This is a genomic window from Aureibaculum sp. 2308TA14-22 (assembly GCF_040538665.1).
In the GTDB taxonomy this organism is placed as follows: domain Bacteria; phylum Bacteroidota; class Bacteroidia; order Flavobacteriales; family Flavobacteriaceae; genus Aureibaculum.
In genome coordinates this window covers 1,375,408-1,399,435 of sequence record NZ_JBEWXT010000001.1, presented here as the reverse complement: position 1 = coordinate 1,399,435, position 24,028 = coordinate 1,375,408, and the positions used below count along the sequence as shown (strand labels likewise).

The following is a 24,028-nucleotide window of genomic DNA, read 5'->3' as shown; positions in this document are numbered from 1 at the left end:
TAATTATGAAAAATGTCTAATCATCTTTTTCATGTGCTTCAATATCTTTTCGTAAATCCAGTTTTCTTAATTTAGGGAAGAATGCTCCGGTCATAATAACAGTTAGCAAAGTCATTCCGCCTCCAAAAACGACGGCGGTAACCGTTCCCATAAGCTTTGCCGTCAATCCACTTTCAAAAGCCCCCAACTCATTAGAAGATCCTACGAACATAGAATTTACCGAGGCTACTCTGCCCCGCATTTCGTCGGGTGTTTTTAATTGTAATATGGTCTGTCTAATAATCATAGAGATACCATCGGTAACACCACTAAAAAATAGGGCTATCACCGAAATCCAAAACCAAGAAGACAAACCAAAAATGATAATACATACCCCAAATCCAAAAATGGCAGCTAATAATTTCATTCCTGCATTTTTATTCAACGGAAAATAAGCCGAAGTAAACATAATCAGCAATGCACCAACTGCGGGCGAAGCCCTTAGAATTCCAAACCCTTCAGAGCCCACATTTAAAATATCTTGGGCGTAAATAGGCAATAATGCTACAGCACCTCCAAACAATACAGCAATCATGTCTAAGGTTATTGCCCCTAAAATCACCTTGGTTTTATAGACAAACTTTACGCCTTCCTTTAAACTTTTAAATACGTTCTCTCCTATTTTGGGATTCAATATTGGTTTCTTGGAAATGAACGACAAACTAATCAATGCCATTAGCGAAAATGCAAAAACCAAACATAATGACCAATGTACGCCAATCCAATTGATGGCAAATCCAGCCAATGCAGGACCCAACACAACGCCCATTTGCCACACGGAACTGCTCCATGTAGCTGCATTGGGATATACTTTTTTAGGAACAATTAAAGCAAATAATGAAAAGACAGTTGGGCCAAGAAATGCACGGATTATTCCTCCTAAAAACACAAGAATGTAAATGGAATACAAAATTTTATGCTGTGACCAATCTGCAATCATTTCTGGCCAAGTCAATAAAAATAATCCAAAACTGATTACGGAAAATGCCAATAAACATTTAATCAGTAATCCTTTTTTCTCCTTTTGATCTACAACATGTCCTGCAAATAAGGCTAACGATACTGCGGGTATTACCTCCATTAACCCAATAATTCCAAGTGATAACGGATCTTTTGTTATACTATATACTTGCCATTCTATAACCACAAATTGCATGGACCATGCAAAAACCATTGCAAACCGCATTACGAGGAAAATATTAAATTCTTTAAATCGTAATGCCGCGTAAGGATCGTTTTTTTGCATAAATTGATTACAGCAAATACTATTTTAAGACTATTGGTATTTTAATATGTGATGGATATTGTCTTGAATGATGAATTTTATTATGTGCAACAACACCTTCGCTTTCGTCATAATTTTTTCCTCCAGTATTTAAATTTCGTGCAAAACGTGGAAAATTACTACTAGAAACTTCAATTCTGATTCTGTGTCCTTTTTCAAAATAATTACTTGTAGTCATGGGGCTTAATTTCACTTTATATACTTTTCCATCTTCCATAAAGACCTCTTTGTCATAACCTTCTCTATACCTAGCTCGTTGAATGGTTTCATCCAAATTATAAGCTGTACCATCTGGGTAAACATCAATAATTTTAATGGTGAAATCAGTATCCTTAGCATCAGAAGATACATATAGCGTTGATTCAATAAACCCACTAACCTCTATTCCTTTTTTTAGTGGCTCCGAAGTATAGACTAAAATATCATCTCTTTTTTCCATTTCACGTTGGTCAAAAGCACCGCCTTTAATAGCATTACCAGTACAACATACATTGCCACCATATGAAGTAACAGGATTCATTGGGTCGTAAGTAAAAGCATCAGGGTTGTCTTTAGACTTTGGTCTTCTTGTGGACAAAACTCCATCACCATTCAATGTATTCGCCTTACCGCCACTATTTAGGTAATAAGTAAACATCTTGGCTCCTTTTGGAGGAAATGATTCAGAAGACTGCCATTTGTTGCTTCCCATAGTATAATATTGTACGCGAGGTGTTTTTTCTTTGAAATCATTTTTTTCTCCTTTTAACCATAAATCAAACCAAGCATAAATTTGCTCTTCGTAGTTTAATCGAGCATCGCCTACAGAACGTTCACCAACGATTGTATTTTCTTTAGCTCTAGTGTAGCCACAATGTAAAGTCGGTGCTATTACCAAATATTGATTATCTCTAACTTCAGCATCCTTTCCGTGTTCTCTTACATGGTTAAATAATGCTACGTTTGGTCCAATTGAAACATCATACCAAGAGGCAAACCAAAAACTGGGTACACCAAATTTATCATCGGCTTGATAGATACCGCCCTTGGCCCAATCTGGATGATTAGGTGTTCTCCTAATCATTTTATCATAAATCTCTTTTTTGCCATTTATATTTTTAAGAATATCTTGAATAGGTAAATGTTTTAAGGCTTCAGCCATATCAACTCTAGGGTTTTCTGGTGCCAAATCGTAAAAACGAGAAATCCGAATTAAATCCTCTTGCGTAGCTCCTGCCGGAATTCTAGGTTTAAACTTATCATGTTCTACACCATATAACCAAGAGAAAAATAGCATTTGTTCCGCTCCGCCTCTGTACCAGTTTCCTTGTTCATTAAATGGTCCAACTTTACCAACACCAGCCCCATAACCTTGTGGTACCATAGCAGCATGCGAAGGGTGATCTAACGCCGCAACTGCCATTTGCCATTCTGCGGTTGAAGAACAGCCCAAGGTGCCTATTTTACCATTTGACCATTCTTGATCTTTCATCCAACTAAAAGCATCATAACCATCGGTTAAGGGTACACCTAAAATATCCCATTCACCTTCAGAAAAGTACCTTCCTCTTTCATTTTGAACTACATAGGCATAACCCTTTTTTACAGCTTGTAAAGCTCTTCGTGCAGTACCTGTTCTCTCTTTTCCATCACCCCATGAGTTAAAGTTATACGGAGTTCTAGAAAAAATGATGGGGTATTTTCCATCCCCCTTTGGACGATAAATATCTGTTGCCAAACGAATACCATCACGCATGGGCATCATTACCTTTTGATCGATTAAGGCGATTTCTTGTAATTCTTTAAGTGTAGTGTCTTCTTTTTCTTGTGCTTGTAAAGAAATACTTCCCAGTATGCAGAAAGTTAAAAAAAATAAATAGTGAACTCGTTTTTTCATCATTTGGTTGGTTTTTAGGTTAGTAATGGTAAAAATACTAAAAATATATGGAAATGATTTTTGTATTTATTTTACGGAACTGCAATAAAAATTTGGTTATTTTTACATTCATTAAGTTTAATTCGAATAATCTTTTCTTTTATGAATTCATCAGCATCTTTCAAAAATCTATTATCGGTTGTACTAGTCTTAAGCATTAGCTTTTCTTTTGCTCAAGATAAACTCAAAAAAATGCCTGGCTATGAGCGGTATACTGAAATTGCACCTCAAATTAGAGGTTCAGTAAAAAGTGGTGCTATACAAGCAAAATGGCACCCAAACAGTAACTCTTTTGAGTATAATAGAGATGGTAAACGATTTTTATATGATGTACTGATCTATGAAAAAAATGAAATTGGTGATGCCGTTTACCCAGACTATCGAGCAATGCGAGCAAACAGACCACAACGCGGTAGACAATATGCTTCGGCAGATTCTCCTGATGGAAAATTAAAGGCATTTACCAAAGACAGAAATATGTATTTAAGTGATGCTGATGGAAATAATGTCTTAGCCATAACTACAGAAGGTAATGATGAAAATCAGATTAAATATGGAATTGCCACTTGGGTTTATGGTGAGGAACTAGGCCAAAACACTGCTATGTGGTGGTCTCCTGATAGTAAAAAAATAGCGTTTTATAGATTTGATGAAAAAGAAGCTAAAAAGTATTATGTGTTGTATAATCAAACTAAAATTCAAGATTCTGTCGAAATAGAAGCCTATCCTAAAGTAGGTGCGAAAAATTTACCAGTTGATTTGATGTTATACGATTTAGCCACCAAAAAAATGATTACACTTGATACCCGTGAAGGAAAACCCTATAACGATGGTGATTTAGGCACGTATTTATATAATATCTTTTGGTCGCCCAATGGTAAGGAGCTTATTTACCACAGTACCAATAGAAAGCAAAACACAATGGAACTAAGAGCGGCAGATCCTATTACGGGTAAAAGCCGTACCATAGTACGTGAACAATGGTTGCCTAGTTTTACGAAAAATTCTCCTGAAATGAAAATTTTAGAAGATGGAAAGCGATTTATTTGGGCGTCTGAACGTAGCGGATTTAACAACTATTATCTCTATGATTTTAGCGGAAAACTTTTAAAAACCTTGACTAACCATAATTTTGAAGTTGCAAATATTGTTGATGTAAATGAAAAGAAAGGGATCTTGTATTATATGGCAAGAAGCGGCGATAATCATATGAAAATACAATTACACAAGGTAAAATTAAATGGAAAAGGCGATGTGCGATTGACCGACCCTGCTTATAATCACAAAGTTAGTATTTCGCCCAATGGTAAATATATTGTTGATGTTGCTCAAACACATAATAGTCCACCTGTTACCAATTTGTTAAATTCAAGAGGGAAAGTGATTAAGAAATTGTACGAAAGCGATATGACCAAATTTGAGGAACTGGGACTTAAAAAAGTAGAAGTATTTACCTTTACTTCTGCCGACGGCAAAACCCAATTACATGGCATGCTACACTTTCCATCAAACTTTGATCCTAACAAAAAATACCCATTACTGTTGAGTAATTACGGTGGCCCAGCTACCAATGCATTCCGTGAAACGTTTAGAACACCAGATCCTTTGACTGAATACGGATTTTTAGTTGCCAATATAGATGGTAGAAATGTACGAGGTCGCGGTAAAAGATTGCTAGATCAATTATATGGTAACCTGACCATTGTAGAACAAGATGATTTTGCCGAAGGCATAAAGTCATTATACGACAGACCTTATTTTGACAAGAACAATGTTGGCGTTTTTGGTACTTCATATGGAGGTACTACGGCAGCTGCAAGTTTATTACGTTTCCCTGATGTTTATCACGCGGCGGTAGCCAACTCAGCGGTAACGGACTGGCGTAATTATGACAATATTTACACCGAACGTTTTATGAATACACTTGAAGACAACAAAGCAGGTTACGATGCTGCCAGTTTAATGACCTATGCCCCTAACCTAAAAGGCGAATTGATGATCTTTTTTGGGACAAGCGACAACAATGTGCACCCTTCAAATTCATTACAATTGATCCAGGCTCTACAAAAAGCGGGAAAAAGCCATGAAGTGCAAATTGGCCCAGACAAGGGCCATACCCGCGTAAATACGGATAGAATGATGGAGTTTTTTATTGAGCATTTGGTGATATATAAGTAAATATTAAAAATATACCCAATTCGTTATATTAGTAGGCCTCAATATGAAGAAAGTAGCATTTGACTTAGTTTTAGACGAAAAAACAAATAAGTTTGACATTGCTATTTCTGAAAAATTCTACTGGATTGGGATGGGTGGACTAGGTATTTTCCTAATTATTAGTTTGATTTTTAAAAATTATACGGACATAAATCTTGAGGATTTACAATTGGTCAATTATGTAATTTTCGGACTTTTTATATGCGTTGGAATTGGCTATGTTTATGGTCTAGTTGATTACAACGGGAATAATCGAATCATAAAAGGATTTATAACTTTTAGCAAGGACGAAATAACTATAAATAATGCAAGAAGATATGACCTTTCTGAAATTAAAAATCTAAAATTTAATGTTTATGACTATAAGGGAAAGTCAATTAACCTAATATCTGATGGAGACCCCAACCGAAGTTATGGGGGAGATAACTTCGTGGAATTCTTATATCGTAATAAACAATTTAAATATCAATTTGTTGCGGATTCAGACGCTCACAGAAAACTATTAATTGAAAATACTATTCCAGAAATGAAAGCAAAAACGAAAATAAAGTACTAGTTCCAACAAAAGTTGACTTATAATGTTACTCCAAAAACCTTACTAATTGGGTTATCGCCTTACCCCTATGGCTAATTGCACCTTTTTCTTCCAAGGTCATTTCGGCAAACGATTTGTCAAATCCCTCAGGTTTAAAAATGGGGTCATAGCCAAATCCCGCATTACCCTGTTGGGTTGTTAGAATTTCACCTTTACAAATACCTTCAAAAACTTGTTGCTTTCCGTTTAAATTTAGTACGATAACCGTTTTAAACTGAGCGGTTCTGTCTTTTTTACCTTTTAAGTTTTCTAACAACTTGGTCATATTCGCAATGGCATTATTATCCGGGCCTGCATATCGTGCGGAATATACTCCAGGTTCGCCGCCTAAGGCATTAACTTCCAATCCGGTATCGTCGGCAAAGCAATCATAGCCATAGGTTTGCGTTACATGGTTGGCTTTGATTTGTGCATTACCCAACAAAGTGTCAGCAGTCTCTAAAATTTCTTCGTTACAGTTAATATTCGCAAGACTTAACAACTTTATGTTACGGGGCATTAACTGTTGTACTTCTTTTAATTTATTGAGGTTATGTGTGGCAAAAACGATTTCCATGTTCAAATTTAATAAAACCAATTGATGCAAGGTTTGTGTATTCCAACAATTATTAGCAATTTTATAACCTTTTAAAAACCAAAACAACAATAATGGAAATATTAGGTATTGATGTAGGTGGTACGGGAATTAAAGGAGCCATCGTAAATATTGAAAACGGGGAGCTTGTTTCTGAAAAACACCGTATTCCCACTCCAAAAGGTGCTAAACCTGACGATGTAGCCGATGTAATTGCCCAAATGGTTACCCATTTTAATTGGAAAGGTGCAGTAGGCTGTGGTTTTCCGTCAATTGTAATTCGCGGTAAGGTTTTATCTGCCAGTAATATCGACCAAAGTTGGAAAGGGCTACAAGCAGATGAACTGTTCTCTAAAAAAACGGGGTTGGAGTTCCATATTGTAAATGATGCCGATGCCGCTGGGCTGGCCGCCATGACTTTTGGTGCCGGAAAAGGCAAAAAAGGAACGGTCATTATGATTACCATTGGTACAGGTTTAGGCTCGGGCATGTTTTATAACGGTACGCTTGTGCCAAATGTAGAATTAGGTACCGTACCCTACAAAAAATATAAGTATTTTGAGCATTATGCCGCGGATTCTGCCCGTAAACGTGAGGATTTATCCTACAAAAAGTGGGGCAAACGTTTTAATGAATTTTTAAAATTCGTTGAATTTTTAGCCTCGCCAGAACTCATTATTTTAGGCGGTGGTGCAAGCAAAAAAATAGCAAAATTCAAAGATCAAATAACCGTTAACGTTCCCGTAGTGCCTTCAGAATTTGAAAATGAGGCAGGTATTGTTGGTGCGGCCATTGCAGCTTCTAGAAAATTATAAAATTAGTGTTTATGAGATTTTTCAATTCTATTTTTGCATTGTCTATGCTTATTTTGTTTGTCATTTCTTCATGTACAAATGAAGAACAACAAGTGGCGGATAATCCCTTAGAAAAGGAAATTGCAATTGTAAAAGATGAATTCGCACCAGATAAACGTGTAGCACTATTTGATGTAAGTTCTGCTAAAAATAATGATAAGATTATTTTAAAAGGTGTTTCAAACCTTCCTGATGCGGTTGAAACATTGAAGGAAAATTTAAAAAAAGAGGACATTGTATTTGTTGATAGTATACAAATGTATCCTGACAAGCAATTAGAGGGGAAAACAAAAGCTGTTGTAAAAATTTCAGTAGCCAACTTGCGTAGCAAGCCTAAACATTCTGCGGAGCTTTCAACACAGGCTACATTAGGCACACCTTTAAATGTATATACCAAAGAAGACAATTGGTATTTGGTTCAAACACCTGACAATTATTTAGCGTGGGTTGATAGTGGAGGAATTCAATTAATGAACGCTGATGAATTTGCTACTTGGAAATTGGCCGACAAAATAATCTTTTTAGATACTTATGGCCAAGCGTTGTCAAAAATCAATGAAGAAGGACAAATTGCTTCAGATTTAGTTGCAGGTAATGTTTTGGAGGTAGTTGATGAAATAAAAGCGTATTATCAAGTGAAATTTCCAGATGGTAGAATTGCTTTTCTTGAAAAAAGTAAGGCAATGAATTATAATGATTGGTTAGCGAGTTTAAATCCAACGCAAGAATCATTAGTTGAAACTTCCAAATCTTTAATGGGACTCCCCTATTTATGGGGCGGAACATCACCAAAAGGTGTCGATTGTAGCGGATTTACCAAAACCATTTTCTTTTTAAACGGATTGGTATTGCCCCGTGATGCCTCACAACAAATACATACAGGTGAATTGGTGGATGATGATAAAAGTTTTGACAATATGCAGCCCGGAGACTTGTTATACTTTGGTAAGCCCGCTACGGAAACTACCCAAGAAAGGGTAATTCATGTAGGAATGTGGATAGGTAATAATGAGTTTATTCACTCGGCAGGTCGTGTTCATATCAGTACTTTTGATAAAAATTCACCAGATTTTGATGAATACAATTACAACAGGTATTTAAGAACTAAAAGAGTGCTTAATCAAAACGATTCAAAGATTATTGATTTAACTAAAACACGTATTTTTAAAGATTAAATAGTGAAAAATTATATTTGCCTGGTAGTTTTATTGATACTTATCGGTTGTAAAACAATAACTAAAGAAGAATATCTTAGCCAATCTTGTGAATGTATCAATGCCATTGAAACTACTGACAAAATCGAATTAAAATCTGAAATTGCCGATTGTCTTCAAGATCATTTCGTCAATTATACTAAGTTGGCTAATAAGGAAATTGAAATATATTTAAAGGAAAATCCCAACGCTACAAGACAAGATGCTCAAGGCTATTTGGTAGAAATGTTGCACAAAGAACTTACCGAAAAATGCCCCACTTATAAAGAAGCGAATAAAAAAATAGAGGGTTTATAATAAATCGTCCAAAGAATAGTATTGCCAAAAGTAAAATAAAAAGTTAAAACCTTATAATTCAATAAAAAACAGTATATTTGCAGTTAATATTAATTTATAATTTTTAAACATGAGTAAAGGAACAGTAAAATTCTTCAATGAATCTAAAGGATTCGGTTTTATAACTGAAGAAGGCTCTAACAAAGAACATTTTGTACACATTTCTGGATTAATCGACGAAATACGTGAAGGTGATGAAGTTGAATTCGAATTAACAGAAGGTAGAAAAGGACTAAACGCAGTAAATGTAAAAGTGATTTAATATATACCTTTTAATTTTTTTACTTACAAAAGCCTATCAAAATTTGATAGGCTTTTTTTTATTCCCTAACTTTAGGGCTTTACAAAAACTTACTATTTATGAAGCTAAAGCCTTACCACCTACTATTTGTCATTGTAATCGGACTATTTCAAACCAACTGTACCAAAAACGAAAAGGATAATACGCCATGGGTTTCGTTATTTGACGGTAAGACTTTTGAGGGTTGGACTCAAAAAGGCGGAGAAGCAAAATATTCTATCAGAGATCGGATTATTGTTGGTACTACAGTACACAATACACCTAACTCTTTTATGACTACTAATAAAATGTATGGTGATTTTATTTTGGAATTGGAATATAAAGTTGATTCTACAATGAATTCTGGTATTCAGATTCGCAGCAATAGTTTTCCATATTATAAAAATGGTCGGGTACACGGTTATCAAATTGAAATTGATCCTTCGAAAAGAGCCTGGAGTGCTGGTATTTATGATGAAGGTCGTCGCGGATGGTTAAATCCTTTATCCGATAATCCTAAAGCACAACAAGCCTTTAAGCAAAATGAGTGGAATCATTATCGTATTGAAGCTATTGGAGACACGTTAAAAACATGGATAAACAATGTTCCAGCTGCCTATTTAATTGATGACGCAACCGATAGCGGATTTATAGGGCTTCAAGTTCATAGTATTGGAAAAGACCATAAAGAAGGAACAGAAATACAGTGGAAAAATATAAAAATCTTAACAGATAGTCTTGCAAAATACAGTAAAAAATCACCTTTAAAGCCTATCATTACTGAAAATAACTTAATTGGAAACCAAGCAAAAGATGGATGGAAACTTTTATGGGATGGTAAAACTACCAACGGCTGGCGTGGTGCCAAGCTCAAAACTTTTCCTGAAAAAGGATGGGTTATAGAAAATGGAGAACTTACTGTTTTGGCCTCTGGAGGTGGAGAATCAGAAGCAGGCGGTGACATAGTTACCACCGAAAAATATAGTGATTTTGAATTGCAGCTCGATTTCAAACTTACGGAGGGTGCTAATAGTGGAATCAAATACTACGTAGATACTGAATTAAATAAAGGTGCTGGTTCTTCAATTGGACTAGAATATCAAATTTTAGACGATGCTAAACATCCTGATGCCAAGTTAGGAAATCATGAAGGTAGCCGTACAGTAGCTTCGTTATACGATTTAATACAAGCCGATCCTAATAAGCACGTAAACCTCATTGGCGAATGGAATAATGCCAGAATTATTTCTAAAAATAATCATGTTGAGCATTGGCTCAATGGTACTAAAGTGTTAGAATATGAACGTAAAAGCGATGCTTACAGAAAGTTAGTTTCTGAAAGTAAATATGTAGATTGGAAAAACTTTGGTGAAGCCGAAACTGGACATATCTTATTACAAGATCATGGTGACCGCGTTTCTTTTAAAAATATAAAAATTAAACCCTTGTAGAGAAGTACTCAGTCGGTAGTGGCAGTTGCAGTAAGAACTAAGAATAAATAATAGTAATAACTTATAAAAATACCCAAATGACATCAAGAAGAAATTTTATTAAAAAAACTGCGACTGGTGGTGCAGCACTTGCTATGGGTGGTATGTTACTTCCAAAAATGAGCTATGCAGATATTATAGGTTCTAACGAACGTATCAATGTCGCTGTAATTGGTGTAAGAAGTAGGGCAAAAGCACATTGCAAAGCAATACACAAATACGAAAATGCTAAGATTTTATACAATTGTGATGTTGATGATATTATTATTGAAGAACACAATAAATGGTGTCAAGAGAATATAGGGTACATCCCGAAAGTTGAAAAGGATTTTAGAAAAATTTTAGAAGACAAGGATGTTGATGCCGTTTTTATTGCCACTCCTGAACATTGGCATGCCCCAATGTCTATTATGGCTATGCAAGCTGGCAAACACGTATATGTTGAAAAGCCATGTAGTCATAATCCACATGAAAATGAATTGTTAGTTGTCGCTCAAAAAAAATACAATAAAGTAGTGCAAATGGGTAACCAACAACGGTCAGCTCAAACTTCTATGTTGGCGGTCAAAGAAATTAATGAAGGTATAATTGGTAATGTATTTAAAGGTGAAGCCTATTACTCAAATAATAGAGGGTCAATTGGTGTTGGTAAAGAAGTTCCCGTACCAAAAACATTGGATTGGGAACTTTGGCAAGGACCCGCACCAAGAGAAAATTACAGGGATAATATCCATCCCTACAACTGGCATTGGTTCAAGAATTGGGGAACTGGAGAAGTACACAATAATGGTACCCATGAAATTGATATTTGCCGTTGGGCATTAGGTGTTGACTTGCCAGAAAGTGTAACTTCATTTGGTGGAAAATTTACTTACGATGATGATTTTGAATTTCCTGACAATCAACAAGTTACTTACAAGTTTAAAAATGATAAATTTATTACATGGACTGGACATAGTCGTGGATTAATTCAGCCTAAACAACCAGGTAGAGGAGCTACAATTTATGGTAGTAAAGGCGTTATTACGTTAAGCAGAAACTCTTATGAATTATACGGATTGGACGGTAAACTAATCAAGTTGCACAATGAGAGAAGCACAAGTGCTACAACCAATACTATGGGTGAAGGCGACTTAGACAAAACCCACATAGCCAACTTTTTTGATGCGATTAGAAAAAATGAAAAACAAAATGCTCCGATTTCCGATGCCGCAATTTCAACAATGCTTTGCCACTATGGCAACATTGCTCAAGATGTAAAACGCACCATAAATGTTGATACAGTAACAGGCAAAATCAAAAATGATGCTGAGGCTATGAAAAGCTGGAAACGTAATTACCAAAAGGGTTGGGAACCAAAATTATGATTAATGAAAAGAAGAGAGTTTGTAATTAAAAGTGGCTTGGCTACGGTCGCAATTGCTTCTTCAACATCTATTGCTGCGAACATATTGCATAATAAAAATGTCAATAGCACCATAAATATTGGTGTTATTGGTACAGGCGATAGAGGTCTGGGGCTTACGCCGCTTATCAATCAAATAGAAAATCTAAATGTATCGGCTTGTTGCGATGTTTTATCTTTTAGACTAGAAAATGGGTTGAAAAAGACCGAAGGAAAAGCCAAGGGATATAAAGATTATAGGGCTTTACTAGATGATAAGACTATTGATGCCGTAGTAATTGCCACTACTTTTAGTACGCACTCAAAAATTGCAATTGACGCTATAGATGCGGGTAAACATGTCTATTGCGAGAAAACATTAGCTAAAGGTTTTGACAGTATTAATGATTTAGTGCAAAAGGTCAAAAACTCAAAAAATATATTTCAGACTGGACATCAATACCATAGCTCTAAGTTATATACCCATGTTGTAGATTTAATAAAAAATGGACAAGTAGGTAAAATTGCCACCGTAGAATGTAAATGGAACAGAAATGGTAATTGGCGAAGACCTGTACCAAGCCCTGAATTAGAAAAAGCCGTTAACTGGAGAATGTATAGGGAATTTTCTGGGGGATTAGTCGCCGAATTATGCTCTCATCAAATAGATTTTGTAAATTGGATATTAGATGCAACACCCAATAAAGTTATGGGTGTTGGTGGTATAGATTATTGGAAGGATGGTAGAGAAACTTATGATAATGTGCATTTAATTTACACTTATCCAAAAGGCGTAAAAGCATCATTTACTAGCTTAACTAGCAATGCTAAAGATGGTTATCAAATAAAAGTGATGGGTGATAAAGGAACTATAATACTTGGTGCTGCGAACGCTTGGTATTATCCAGAAGGTAAAATTAAAAAGAAAATGGGCGATGTTGATGGAGTATCAGGAGCTACAGCCAGTTTTATTGAAGGCAAAGGTTATCCTATAGAAGTAGAACATGCCAATCCGAGCAAACAGGCATTAATTGATTTTAGAAATAGTGTTATTAACAATACAAAACCTATTTCTAACATTGAAACTGGTGCAAAAGCAGCTATTTGCGTACAAATGGGGTTAGATGCGATGCATAATGAAAAAATTGTTGATTGGCACACTGAGATTGGTTTATAAATAATAATTCAAAATATATTTATACTTCATTCGTTATTATATTACAATAGATATAACTAAATTATAATATAATGAAAGTAAGGTTCTCAGTTTTAATTTTTTTCGCAACACTTCTCGTTTATACATCATGCGATGATACTAGTGAAAATACAGATGCACCAAATTTGCCCCCTGAAGGTTCAATGGTAATGGATTTTGAAGATTTTAATAATACTAAAACAAAATCTCTTGCAGACTATAATGCCAAACAAGCAGATATTGGAAATTGGTTTTATTCTGCTGCTGTTGTAGGAGTCTGGAATACTGCTCTATTTACAACATTAGCGGTTCCAGTAGCTTCATTCAAAACAGCTTTTAATCATAAGGCGGTTTACCTAGGTAATTCAAAATGGCAATGGACATATACGGTTGATGGATTTACAAGTCAATATACAGCTCGTTTAACTGGAGAATTAACTGGTAACGAAGTCCATTGGGAAATGTATGTTGCCAAAAGTGGTATAGGTGCTTTTGATGAATTTATGTGGTTCTCTGGAGTCTCTAATACAGATGGTAAAAGCGGTTATTGGTTATTAAACAACAGTGCGGCTTTTCCAGAAAACATGTTGCGTATAGATTGGAAAGTAGAAAACGATGAAATAGGGAATATTAAATATACTTACATAAGAGACTTGAATGATGAACGTAAAGATGACGAATTTAATGGTAGCTATATTATTTACGGTTTACAAACTGGAGATTTTGATACTTTTTATGATGTTCATGTATATAATGATGACGAAGATACTTTTGTAGATGTTGATATTGAATGGAACCGAACTAATAATAATGGTCGCGTAATGGCATCTTATCATTTTGGTGATAACGATTGGCACTGCTGGAATAGTGAAGGAGAAGACGAAGATTGCAATTAAATAAGTAGTATACCCCGTAGATTTAATAAATGGCCATATTGTTTCAACAATATGGCTATTTTTATATCGAAATAATTTTTAGAAAATACTTACAATTGAAAACTCAAAAAGAAAAAATGTTATCGGGAGAACTCTACAATCCCAACGACAAAGAGCTTATCAAAGAGAGACACCACACACGTTTAGTATTTCGGAAAATCAATCAAATTTCAAATAACGATACTAAGTTAATAAACAATTTATTTCGAGATCTTTTTGGACAAACAGGTAAAGGTTTATTTATAGAGCCTCCATTTTATTGTGATTACGGCTATAATATAAAATTGGGCAATCAGGTTTTTATGAATTACAACTGTTGTATTTTAGATGCCGCTGAAGTAACTATTGGTGACCGCGTTATGTTCGGTCCTAATGTACAGCTCTATACGGTAAACCATCCACTAGACGCCAAAACCAGGGCAACCTGGCTGGAATTTGCCAAACCCATAACTATTGGCAATGATGTTTGGATTGGTGGTGGGGCTATTATTTGTCCTGGGGTAAATATAGGCAATGGTGCGGTAATTGCTGCCGGAGCCGTGGTTACCAAAGATGTACCTGATAATGTTGTAGTGGGTGGTAACCCTGCTAAAATTATTAAAGAAATTGACAATTAAGTTATTGGTAAACTGGCGGTAGATTTAATTTCATTCATAACAAATGAACTTTGTACTTTTCTAATATTATCAAGCGAAGCTAATTTATTAGCTATAAAGTATTGATAATCGTCCATATCCTTAGCTACTACCTTTATTAAATAATCAAAATTACCACCAATATGATAGCATTCTATAACTTCAGTAAATTGTTTTATGTCTTCTTCAAATTTAGAAATATAGGACGCTTCGTGCTGATTTAAAGAAATATCGCAGAATACCATCAATGATAATCCTATCTTTTTTCGATTGATTGTAGCTCTATATGAGTGTATATAATTTGTTTTTTCCAATCGTTTAATACGTTCAAAAATTGGTGTAGCACTTAAATTTAACCGCTGCCCTATTTCCTTAATGGTAAATTTGGCGTTGTTTTGTAATAATTTTAGTATCGATTTATCAATTTTGTCCAGCATTTTTGTAGTGTTTTATTCTAAATTATTAACTTAAATCACTGTAGTTTAGAATTAATTAATGTTAAAATTCAAATGTATAGAATATTTTTCTATTATTTATATTTCTATTAGATATTATATCTTATTGAGTTAACTTTGAGGTATATATTCAATGATTATGGATACATCAAATATGCACCCCGAAAGTTTAATGATGAGTTATGGTTATAAACCAGAACTATCAGAAGGAGCCGTTAAATGCCCAATATTCCAAACTTCAACTTTTGTTTTTAAAACAGCTGAAGAGGGAAAAGCCTATTTTGAAGTTGCCTATGGTTTACGAGATAAATCACCTAAAGAAGAATTGGGGCTAATCTATAGCCGTATTAACAATCCAAATTTAGAAATTTTAGAAAACAGATTGTGTTTATGGGACAAAGCCGACGATTGTGCTGTGTTTGAAAGTGGTATGTCCGCCATAAGTACTGTGTTATTAGAGTTTTTAAAACCGGGGGATTTGCTTGTGCATAGCAATCCCTTATATGGAGGTACCGATCATTTTATTGAGACCTTTTTACCAAAGATAGGTGTTCACACTTTAGGAGTTCATCCTGATGAATCTAAACAGGATATTATTGAATTAATAAATGCTTCGGGAAAAGCAGATAAATTGGCATTAATCTATTTAGAAACTCCTGCCAATCCTACGAATGAAATAGTGGATATTGAAACTTATAGCGGTATTGCCAAACATTTTAGTACGAGTGATAAAGAAGTACTTTTAGCTGTAGACAATACCTATATGGGGCCATTATGGCAGCATCCTTTAAAATTTGGTGCAGATTTGGTGATATATTCTGCCACAAAATATATTGGCGGACATAGTGATTTAATTGCAGGTGCCGTTTTGGGCAGTACTGAATTAATGATCCGTGTAAAAACGCTACGTACCTTTTTAGGAAATATGCTAAGCCCCAATACGGCTTGGTTATTACTACGAAGTTTAGAGACCTTAAAAGTAAGAATGGATCAACAAACTAAAAATGCTCAACGAATAGCTGACTATTTAAATCAACACCCGAGCATAGAGAATGTAAACTATTTAGGATTATTAGAAAAAGGTTCTGAAGCTTATGTAACTTATGCCAAACAATGTGAAGCTCCTGGAGCTATGATTTCTTTTGATATAAAAGGGGGAGAAAAAGAAGCTTTTCAGTTTTTAAATAACTTAAAACTCATAAAGCTTGCCGTTAGTTTAGGCGGCACAGAAAGTCTAGCGGAACACCCAATAACAATGACTCATGCTGGCGTTGACCCAGAACACAGAGAAAGAATGGGAATTACGGACAAATTGATTCGACTTTCTATTGGTGTAGAAAATTCAGAAGACCTAATTAAAGACATAAAGCAGGCATTAAAATTTCAACTACCGCTATAGCTCACAAAATTCCTTGGGGTTTCGTACAACGTAACAGATAGATCGTGTTTTGCGTAGATATGCGGGCGTAATTTGTTCCAAATAACAATAACAATATTTTCAGCGGTTGGGTTCAGTCCATCAACATCGTTAAATTCAATAACCTCTTCATTTAGATTTTTATGGTCAAAAGCCTCTTCAATTTCAGTTCTAATAAGGTTTTTTAATATCTTCATATCCATCACAAATCCTGTTTTTGGATCAACCTCACCAGTAACCGAAACCGTCAAATCATAATTATGTCCATGAAATTTTGGATTGCTACATTTACCAAACACCGCTAAATTTTTTTCATCGGACCAATCTGTTCTAAACAAACGGTGTGCCGCATTAAAATGTGCTTTTCTATTCACGGTTACTCTCATGCTTTTGCTTCTTTTATATGCGAATAAAATTTATCGAAAATTATCTTAAACCACTCGGTGTAAATTTTTGGATTATTGGCGATATCATTTTTTACAGCTTTCAAAGTCATCCATTTATAGGCTTGTACTTCCTCTGTATTAATATTAGGTTCTTGATTATAATTACCGACCATTACATGGTCTAATTCATGTTCTGTTAATCCATTATCAAAAGGAGCTTTATAAATAAAAGAGAAAACATTTTTTAATTCGGTTTCAAAACCCATTTCCTCAAACAAACGTCTTTTACCGGCTTTAATATTAGTTTCACCAACACGTTGGTGGCTGCAACAGGTATTTGTCCAAAGCAAAGGGGAATGATACTTGCTGACCGCACGTTGTTGCAATAATAACTCGTCATTATCATTAAATACAAATACTGAAAATGCTCTATGCAACAAGGCCTTTTCATGAGCTTCCATCTTGGCCATCGTACCAATTTGCTCATCGTTTTTGTTCACTAAAATTACTTGTTCTTCTGCCATAATTAAGTTGCAATTTACTAATTAAAAATTGTTGTATCAACACTTTTCATTTTAATAGTTGTAGTATCATCTTCTATAGCATTCCAAGCCACATAAATTGTACCATTCACCAATTCCAATTGAGGGAATCCACTAGCCCTTGATGCTGAAATTTCAGTTATTACTATTGGTTTAGATGTTGTTCCATCTTTATTTACTTTTAAAATTTTAATTTCTGCGTTTTTCTTGGTCGATTCCATCCAGCTTACCAATGCATTATCTTCATCTAACAAGGCCACATCTACTCTACCAATGGGTTTACCATCATCAATTTGGATCGGTTTGTTAAAAGTGCTGCCACTGTCATCAGAAAAAATAAGATTTACTTTCGGAACATTATCAGCAGCGGTGAACCAAGCCACAGCCAATGTAGCATTAAATGCAGTAGCTTTGGGTCCGTTAACCGGACAACCTTTAATTACCCAATTATCATTATGAATAGATTTTGGAATTGTCCAACTACCATCAATGAATCTTGAAATGGAAATATCTCTCACTTCGTTCTCCGTTCTATCTCTATACACAACTATTGGGCCTTTGGCCGTAATCGCTGCACTGGTTTGGCAGCATTCGCAAGTTTTAGCATCTAGTAGTACATCATCAATTACATCTCCGGTGGATAAAACCGTAGCCGCTCTAATATTCATAGCTCCATTACTGCCATGCTCTTCACCATGCTCGTTTCCAGTCATGTTTCTACCATCTAGCCAAGTAACAAAAAAGTTGTCTTTATAGGGCAGCATGGTAACAAAACCATGCTCAGTTTTGGTATTGTCATTATGTAATAAAAAGTCAGTATTAAAGGTGTTACCGTTAGTACTAGACACCAATAAATGGACATCATAAGCATAGGTAGTTGGTGCAGATTTTTGTAAATAATGGATCAATATATTCTCATTGTTTTTTGCAATTGCAGGAAAATCAGCCCAATTGACAAACAAATTATATTCTTCAGCCACTTTTATGGGTGCAGACCATTTTTCGTTCAAATATTCTGCATAATGAATTGATGCTAAAGAATCATTTATTTTTTCCGTCCAAGAGAGTAATAATTCATCACCATTAGCAAATAAAAACGGTTGCATACTGCTTTTTGCTACAGGAACTGGTATATCATTTATCGTAATATCAGCCTTATTCTTTTTACAAGAAGCCAATACTCCAATTAAAACTGTACAAAAAACTACTAACTTTTTCATTGTATAGCTCTTAACAGATTTAGCATTTCTTCAGCATCCCATTCCGTAGCACCATCAATTCGCTTAACCAATTTACCCTCTGTGTTATAAACAAAAGTAACTGGTAAAGCATGGATATTTAATTTATCTAACGACTCTTGATAGCGTAAAAATTGAAAAGGATAGTTGTGCTTTTCTTTAAAACTATTAATTTTATTGAGCTTATCAGTTGTTGCAAATAAAAACACATAATTCTCCGATGCTAATACTTGTTGGGCTTTTTCCATAGAAGGCATTTCTTCCAAACATGGCAAACACCACGTAGCCCAAAAATTTAATAACACCCTTTTTCCTTTAAAATAAGAAATAGCAACAGCATTTCCTTCCAAATCAGTATAGGTTGCTGTATTTTCTGATTTAGTAGTTTTGCCACAACTTATAACTATTAATAGCAGTAAAGAAAAAATAAAATGCTTTAACGACATATAGATTTTTTATACACTTCAAATTTACAACCTTTTGGTTTAATACTTTTATATTTGTAGTGATGAAAAGAACATTTTTAAATATACTTTTTCTATTCGGTTTAGCCAGTTTTATTTTTAGTTGTAAAAAAGAAGCACAACAAGAAACCGTAAAACCCAAACCTGTTGAGAAAACAGAAAAAACTGCACCCAAAGAAGTTAAAACAGTTGAACCAAAAGCTTGGGATTCCATTAACCATAAAAATGCCATAGATTTTTTAATTGCTTATGGAAAATTGCACGAAGAAAACAAAGTACGCATTAAGACCCGTTTGGGGACTATGACCGTAAAGTTATATGAAGATACGCCATTGCACCGAGCCAGTTTTCTGTTTTTAGTCAATGCAGGATACTTTAATACTACCTGTTTTCATAGGGTCGTACCCGATTTTATTGTACAAGGCGGAAATTCTGAAGGGTATAAAACCTTAAACCAAAAAAATAAGTACGAAAATTATACTATACCGCCAGAATTTAGAAAACATCATAAACACAAATTCGGAGCCTTAGCTGCAGCACGAGAATGGGAAAATAACATCAGTAAAAAATCGAATCCGTTTGAATTTTATTTTATTCAGAACAAGAACGGTGCACATCATATAAACGGTGAACATACCGTTTTTGGTGAGGTAGTTAGTGGCTTTGATGTACTAAATAAAATTGCCAAAGTTAAAACCGGACGTGACGAATGGCCCTTGGAAGATGTATATATGGAGATTGAGGTGATTAAGTAAAAAAATAACTAGTAGATCTAAGGGTAATAATCATAATAGTGTTGTACAAATGTTATGTGCAATTTGAGCATCTAAATTTAAAATTGTAGAAGAAATTGAGACAATTAATTGAAAAACATGACGGAAAGAAATATACTTTGAAAGAATATCTGCCAGTAATTTTTATATTCATATTTTTAATTGGATTTGCAATTTATACTATTGTGAAAAAAGGAAATTTCGAGTATATTTTCTTGAGTACAACTTTTGACGAAAGGGTTGTAGACATTTTTGAAGAAAAAGGGAACACATACTTATTACTTACAAACATGAATAATAGATATAGAATCGAAAATAGCCGGAATTATGATTATGAACCTGCTTTTCTATATGATTTTTTAAAAGAAAATGACCGAGTAATTAAAAATAAATGTTCTGATACTATTTATATAGAAAGAAATTTAAAAAAATATCATTTTCTAATTGGGAGTACATCTTATAATCGTGAAGGAAAATCAAAGCAATTTATTCAAAAGTACCTAAACGAAAGAGCAATAATGAATGAAAGAAATGATTGTGATTGAAAATAAACTGAATAAAAAACGAACACACAACACTGTATAAAATAAATTGCAGGTTATAGCCTACTTACGAAAATCCTCGCGGATTTTATATTCGGTTTGTATTTACTAATTTAGTTGCTGAAACACACAATGAAATCATACACTAGACCGTTGGAGCACATTCAGCAAGAAAACTAACTTTTGTTGCTCCGTGTTACGCACTCCCACCCCAAAAGAAATGCTATTATATTAATAGCATAATCTTCACTAACTTCCTAAAAAAATATTGAAAAAAATGCAATAGATTAAAAAAGTATCGTCTTTTTAATCAAAGACCCTTTATAAAAGGTTTTAAATGAACTTGGAATCAGATAACAATAAAAAACTTAAGGATTTTTTTGGAAGAGAATACCAATCGCTCAAAAGGTATGTGAGCACTCGAATAAGTGATACCGCCAATAGAGATGCAGAAGATATTATTCAAGATGTCGCCTTAAAGTTATTTACAGGAGCCGATAGGTATGCACCTATAAATAATGTAGCTGGTTTTGTGTATCGATCCATCAAAAATAAAATTATTGATGTAATGCGATCGGGTAAATCATCACCTTCAACGGATATTGATAACAATTTATTGGAATTAGCAGAAGTATTAAATCCATCTGAAGAAGACCATACACCAGATCTAATGATTTCGGTGTTGAAAAAATGCATTGAACACTTAAAACCAGCCTATAGAGATATTATTATTGCGGTAGACTTTGAAGGATATACTTACAAAGAGATTTCAAAAGAAACAGGGATTCCCATAGGAACACTAATGTCCAGAAGACATAGAGCAATTGGAATATTATATAAAAAAATAGAATTAGAAATTAATAATCAAAAAATTAAATAATCATGAAAAATTTTTTCACTCATAAGTTTAGAGAAAGATCACCCATAGAAATTGTTGGAATTATCATTTTTGGTGCTATCGCCATAACCGGACTGGCCATTTTATTTGGCTTTGTAGTCATGTGGTTATGGAACTGGTTGATGCCATTAATTTTTGGTTTGCCCACAATTACATTTTGGCAAGCTGCTGGTTTATTTATATTGTTTAAAATACTTCTTGGAGGTTGTGGTACGGGTGGCAGTAGTGGAAAATCGTCAAAAAGTTCGAGCGATGATTGTAAAAACGATTCAAAGACCGATTTCTCTAAATGGAAATACTATGATAAATTTTGGAAAGAGGAAGGTGACCAATATTATAAACAATTTGTAGAGAAACAAGCTGATCCTACCAAAGACGATACATCAGAATCAGAATAATATTAATTATGGAACTACTTATATTTAAGACAGATATTAAATCAAAAAAGAAGGTAAAATCTTTAAAACCAGTATTTAATGGCAATAAGGATATTATTAACTGGTCTATTGACCTTGAAGATATTGACAATGTACTTAGGATTGAATCTACAAAAAACCTTTCGGAGCAAGATGTAATCGGTTTGGTACAAACGAATGGTTTTTATATTAAAACTTTACCTGATTAAAACTACTCTTTCACAAAAAAGCAGGGAAAAGGGTTAGGTTAACGTCATTTTTCGAGAAAAGGAAAAAGTCAAGATAAGTTCATTATCTTTGCCGTCCATAAAAAATAAACATGTCCTTTTTAGAAGAAATACAACGCCGAAGAACGTTTGGTATTATATCGCACCCTGATGCTGGTAAAACTACGTTAACAGAAAAATTATTGTTGTTTGGTGGTGCTATCCAAGAGGCAGGAGCCGTAAAAAATAACAAAATCAAAAAAGGGGCTACATCTGACTTTATGGAAATTGAACGCCAACGTGGTATTTCTGTAGCTACATCAGTGCTAGCTTTTATCTACAAGGATAAAAAAATCAATATTTTAGATACACCTGGGCATAAAGATTTTGCTGAAGACACTTTTAGAACCTTAACTGCTGTAGATAGTGTTATTGTGGTGATTGATGTTGCCAAAGGAGTTGAAGAGCAAACGGAAAAACTAGTGGAAGTCTGCCGAATGCGAAATATTCCAATTATTGTTTTTATCAATAAATTAGACCGTGAGGGTAAAGATGCTTTTGATTTGTTGGATGAAGTAGAGCAAAAATTAGGTTTAACAGTAACGCCTTTAAGCTTCCCAATTGGAATGGGCTATGATTTTAAAGGAATTTATAATATTTGGGGTAAAAAACTGAATTTATTTTCTGGAGATAAAAAACAAGTAGTTTCTGAAGGTGTTGAATTTAGTGATGTTAATAACCCTGAATTGGATGAAATGATTGGTGAAAAAGCCGCTAATCAATTACGAGAAGAATTGGAATTGGCCATTGAGGTGTATCCTGATTTTGATTTGGAAGCCTATAGAAACGGAAAGCAACAACCTGTTTTTTTCGGTTCGGCCTTAAATAATTTTGGAGTAAAAGAATTGTTGGATTGCTTTATTGAAATAGCCCCTTCTCCACAACCAAAAAAAGCTGAAGAGCGTTTGGTGGATTCTAAAGAAAAGGAATTGACGGGATTTGTATTTAAAATCCATGCCAATATGGATCCGAAACATAGAGATCGTTTAGCGTTTGTAAAAATTGTATCTGGCATTTTTAAACGAAATGCCCCATATTTGCACGTTCGGCACAATAAAAAGCTAAAATTTTCAAGCCCCAACGCGTTTTTTGCCGAGAAAAAGGAAATCGTTGAAGAATCTTTTCCAGGTGATATTGTTGGTTTACATGATACTGGAAATTTTAAAATAGGCGATACACTAACTGAAGGTGAAGCGTTAAACTTTAAGGGAATACCCAGCTTTTCACCTGAACATTTTCGTTATGTGAACAATGCTGACCCAATGAAATCCAAACAGTTGCATAAAGGTTTGGATCAGTTGATGGATGAAGGAGTTGCCCAATTATTTACCTTAGAAATGAACGGTAGAAAAGTGATTGGAACGGTTGGTGCGTTACAATATGAAGTTATCCAATATAGATTAGAGCATGAATATGGAGCCAAATGTACTTATGAAAATCTAAACGTTCATAAAGCCTGTTGGGTAGAACCTGCTGATTCTAAAAACAATGAGTTTGCTGATTTTAAGCGTGTCAAACAACGTTACTTGGCCAAAGACAAACAAGGTCAATTGGTGTTTTTAGCTGATTCCGCTTTTACTATTCAAATGACGCAAAGTAAATACCCGAGCGTGAAACTGCACTTTACGAGTGAATTTTAATAATGCTCGAAGTGGCAGCGATATTGTGATTCAAAGCGATAAA

Annotated in this window: 26 protein-coding genes; 18 read left to right on the top strand and 8 right to left on the bottom strand. The window is 34.5% G+C overall.

Annotated elements, in window-relative coordinates; all coding sequences use genetic code 11:
• Nucleotides 1-16: 16 nt before the first annotated feature.
• Entirely contained in the window at nucleotides 17-1,285 is a 1,269-nt protein-coding gene (locus tag U5A88_RS06165; protein WP_354204718.1) for an MFS transporter, read from the bottom strand.
• A 19-nt stretch (nucleotides 1,286-1,304) separates the two neighbouring features.
• Nucleotides 1,305-3,203: a CocE/NonD family hydrolase gene (locus U5A88_RS06160; RefSeq protein ID WP_354204716.1), complete on the bottom strand. Its 1,899-nt coding sequence runs from the start codon at nucleotides 3,201-3,203 to the stop codon at nucleotides 1,305-1,307.
• Nucleotides 3,204-3,341: 138 nt separating this feature from the next.
• Here U5A88_RS06160 and U5A88_RS06155 point away from each other — a divergent pair, with 138 nt between their 5' ends.
• Nucleotides 3,342-5,417, top strand: coding sequence for a S9 family peptidase (locus U5A88_RS06155; protein WP_354204714.1), 2,076 nt, complete (start codon nucleotides 3,342-3,344; stop codon nucleotides 5,415-5,417).
• A 43-nt stretch (nucleotides 5,418-5,460) separates the two neighbouring features.
• A complete protein-coding gene (locus tag U5A88_RS06150; protein ID WP_354204712.1) occupies nucleotides 5,461-6,012 on the top strand; it encodes a hypothetical protein in 552 nt (183 codons plus the stop codon).
• 25 nt (nucleotides 6,013-6,037) lie between these two features.
• Here U5A88_RS06150 and U5A88_RS06145 read toward each other — a convergent pair whose 3' ends face one another.
• The gene (locus tag U5A88_RS06145; RefSeq protein WP_354204710.1) at nucleotides 6,038-6,607 is read right to left on the bottom strand and encodes a non-canonical purine NTP diphosphatase; all 570 of its coding nucleotides are present in this window, start codon (nucleotides 6,605-6,607) and stop codon (nucleotides 6,038-6,040) included.
• A 92-nt stretch (nucleotides 6,608-6,699) separates the two neighbouring features.
• On the opposite strand from U5A88_RS06145, the gene ppgK reads away from it, so the two are divergent.
• From ppgK to U5A88_RS06100, 9 genes are all read left to right on the top strand, one after another.
• Nucleotides 6,700-7,440 (top strand): polyphosphate--glucose phosphotransferase, encoded by a 741-nt coding sequence (ppgK, locus tag U5A88_RS06140; protein ID WP_354204708.1) that lies wholly within the window; start codon nucleotides 6,700-6,702, stop codon nucleotides 7,438-7,440.
• Between the two features lie 11 nt (nucleotides 7,441-7,451).
• The gene (locus U5A88_RS06135; RefSeq protein WP_354204706.1) at nucleotides 7,452-8,654 is read left to right on the top strand and encodes a C40 family peptidase; all 1,203 of its coding nucleotides are present in this window, start codon (nucleotides 7,452-7,454) and stop codon (nucleotides 8,652-8,654) included.
• 3 nt (nucleotides 8,655-8,657) lie between these two features.
• Entirely contained in the window at nucleotides 8,658-8,990 is a 333-nt protein-coding gene (locus U5A88_RS06130; RefSeq protein ID WP_354204705.1) for a hypothetical protein, read from the top strand.
• 109 nt (nucleotides 8,991-9,099) lie between these two features.
• The gene (locus U5A88_RS06125; protein WP_354204703.1) at nucleotides 9,100-9,291 is read left to right on the top strand and encodes a cold-shock protein; all 192 of its coding nucleotides are present in this window, start codon (nucleotides 9,100-9,102) and stop codon (nucleotides 9,289-9,291) included.
• A 98-nt stretch (nucleotides 9,292-9,389) separates the two neighbouring features.
• The gene (locus U5A88_RS06120) at nucleotides 9,390-10,760 is read left to right on the top strand and encodes a 3-keto-disaccharide hydrolase (RefSeq protein WP_354204701.1); all 1,371 of its coding nucleotides are present in this window, start codon (nucleotides 9,390-9,392) and stop codon (nucleotides 10,758-10,760) included.
• A gap of 77 nt (nucleotides 10,761-10,837) precedes the next feature.
• Nucleotides 10,838-12,166 carry a Gfo/Idh/MocA family oxidoreductase gene (locus tag U5A88_RS06115; protein ID WP_354204699.1) on the top strand — a complete coding sequence of 443 codons (1,329 nt, stop codon included), beginning with the start codon at nucleotides 10,838-10,840 and terminating at the stop codon, nucleotides 12,164-12,166.
• 3 nt (nucleotides 12,167-12,169) lie between these two features.
• Entirely contained in the window at nucleotides 12,170-13,360 is a 1,191-nt protein-coding gene (locus tag U5A88_RS06110; protein WP_354204697.1) for a Gfo/Idh/MocA family protein, read from the top strand.
• A 71-nt stretch (nucleotides 13,361-13,431) separates the two neighbouring features.
• A complete protein-coding gene (locus U5A88_RS06105; RefSeq protein WP_354204696.1) occupies nucleotides 13,432-14,274 on the top strand; it encodes a hypothetical protein in 843 nt (280 codons plus the stop codon).
• 29 nt (nucleotides 14,275-14,303) lie between these two features.
• A complete protein-coding gene (locus U5A88_RS06100) occupies nucleotides 14,304-14,930 on the top strand; it encodes a sugar O-acetyltransferase (RefSeq protein WP_354204694.1) in 627 nt (208 codons plus the stop codon).
• Here the strand turns inward: U5A88_RS06100 and U5A88_RS06095 are convergent.
• Nucleotides 14,927-15,385, bottom strand: coding sequence for an Lrp/AsnC family transcriptional regulator (locus U5A88_RS06095; RefSeq protein WP_354204692.1), 459 nt, complete (start codon nucleotides 15,383-15,385; stop codon nucleotides 14,927-14,929). The two genes, U5A88_RS06100 and U5A88_RS06095, sit on opposite strands and share 4 nt — an antisense overlap.
• A gap of 157 nt (nucleotides 15,386-15,542) precedes the next feature.
• Between U5A88_RS06095 and U5A88_RS06090 the strand changes: the two genes are divergently transcribed.
• Nucleotides 15,543-16,802: a cystathionine gamma-synthase family protein gene (locus U5A88_RS06090; RefSeq protein WP_354204690.1), complete on the top strand. Its 1,260-nt coding sequence runs from the start codon at nucleotides 15,543-15,545 to the stop codon at nucleotides 16,800-16,802.
• Here U5A88_RS06090 and U5A88_RS06085 read toward each other — a convergent pair.
• From U5A88_RS06085 to U5A88_RS06070, 4 genes are read right to left on the bottom strand one after another with little or no spacing between them, the layout of a single operon-like run.
• Entirely contained in the window at nucleotides 16,787-17,206 is a 420-nt protein-coding gene (locus tag U5A88_RS06085; protein WP_354204689.1) for a 6-pyruvoyl trahydropterin synthase family protein, read from the bottom strand. The two genes, U5A88_RS06090 and U5A88_RS06085, sit on opposite strands and share 16 nt — an antisense overlap.
• A complete protein-coding gene (idi, locus tag U5A88_RS06080; protein ID WP_354204688.1) occupies nucleotides 17,203-17,730 on the bottom strand; it encodes an isopentenyl-diphosphate Delta-isomerase in 528 nt (175 codons plus the stop codon). The genes U5A88_RS06085 and idi overlap by 4 nt, the downstream gene beginning before the upstream one ends.
• A 17-nt stretch (nucleotides 17,731-17,747) precedes the next feature.
• A complete protein-coding gene (locus tag U5A88_RS06075) occupies nucleotides 17,748-18,968 on the bottom strand; it encodes a hypothetical protein (RefSeq protein WP_354204687.1) in 1,221 nt (406 codons plus the stop codon).
• Nucleotides 18,965-19,432: a TlpA family protein disulfide reductase gene (locus U5A88_RS06070; RefSeq protein WP_354204686.1), complete on the bottom strand. Its 468-nt coding sequence runs from the start codon at nucleotides 19,430-19,432 to the stop codon at nucleotides 18,965-18,967. Before U5A88_RS06070 ends, U5A88_RS06075 begins: the two co-directional genes overlap by 4 nt.
• Nucleotides 19,433-19,494: 62 nt before the next feature.
• Between U5A88_RS06070 and U5A88_RS06065 the strand changes: the two genes are divergently transcribed.
• From U5A88_RS06065 to U5A88_RS06040, 6 genes are all read left to right on the top strand, one after another.
• On the top strand, nucleotides 19,495-20,205 hold the full coding sequence (locus U5A88_RS06065) for a peptidylprolyl isomerase (protein ID WP_354204685.1): 711 nt from the start codon (nucleotides 19,495-19,497) through the stop codon (nucleotides 20,203-20,205).
• Between the two features lie 95 nt (nucleotides 20,206-20,300).
• A complete protein-coding gene (locus U5A88_RS06060) occupies nucleotides 20,301-20,768 on the top strand; it encodes a hypothetical protein (RefSeq protein WP_354204684.1) in 468 nt (155 codons plus the stop codon).
• Nucleotides 20,769-21,102: 334 nt separating this feature from the next.
• On the top strand, nucleotides 21,103-21,645 hold the full coding sequence (locus U5A88_RS06055; RefSeq protein WP_354204682.1) for an RNA polymerase sigma factor: 543 nt from the start codon (nucleotides 21,103-21,105) through the stop codon (nucleotides 21,643-21,645).
• A 2-nt stretch (nucleotides 21,646-21,647) separates the two neighbouring features.
• Nucleotides 21,648-22,061, top strand: coding sequence for a hypothetical protein (locus tag U5A88_RS06050; protein ID WP_354204680.1), 414 nt, complete (start codon nucleotides 21,648-21,650; stop codon nucleotides 22,059-22,061).
• Between the two features lie 8 nt (nucleotides 22,062-22,069).
• Nucleotides 22,070-22,288, top strand: a complete 219-nt coding sequence (locus tag U5A88_RS06045) for a hypothetical protein (protein ID WP_354204679.1) — start codon at nucleotides 22,070-22,072, stop codon at nucleotides 22,286-22,288.
• A gap of 110 nt (nucleotides 22,289-22,398) precedes the next feature.
• Entirely contained in the window at nucleotides 22,399-23,985 is a 1,587-nt protein-coding gene (locus U5A88_RS06040) for a peptide chain release factor 3 (protein ID WP_354204677.1), read from the top strand.
• Nucleotides 23,986-24,028 lie beyond the last annotated feature (43 nt).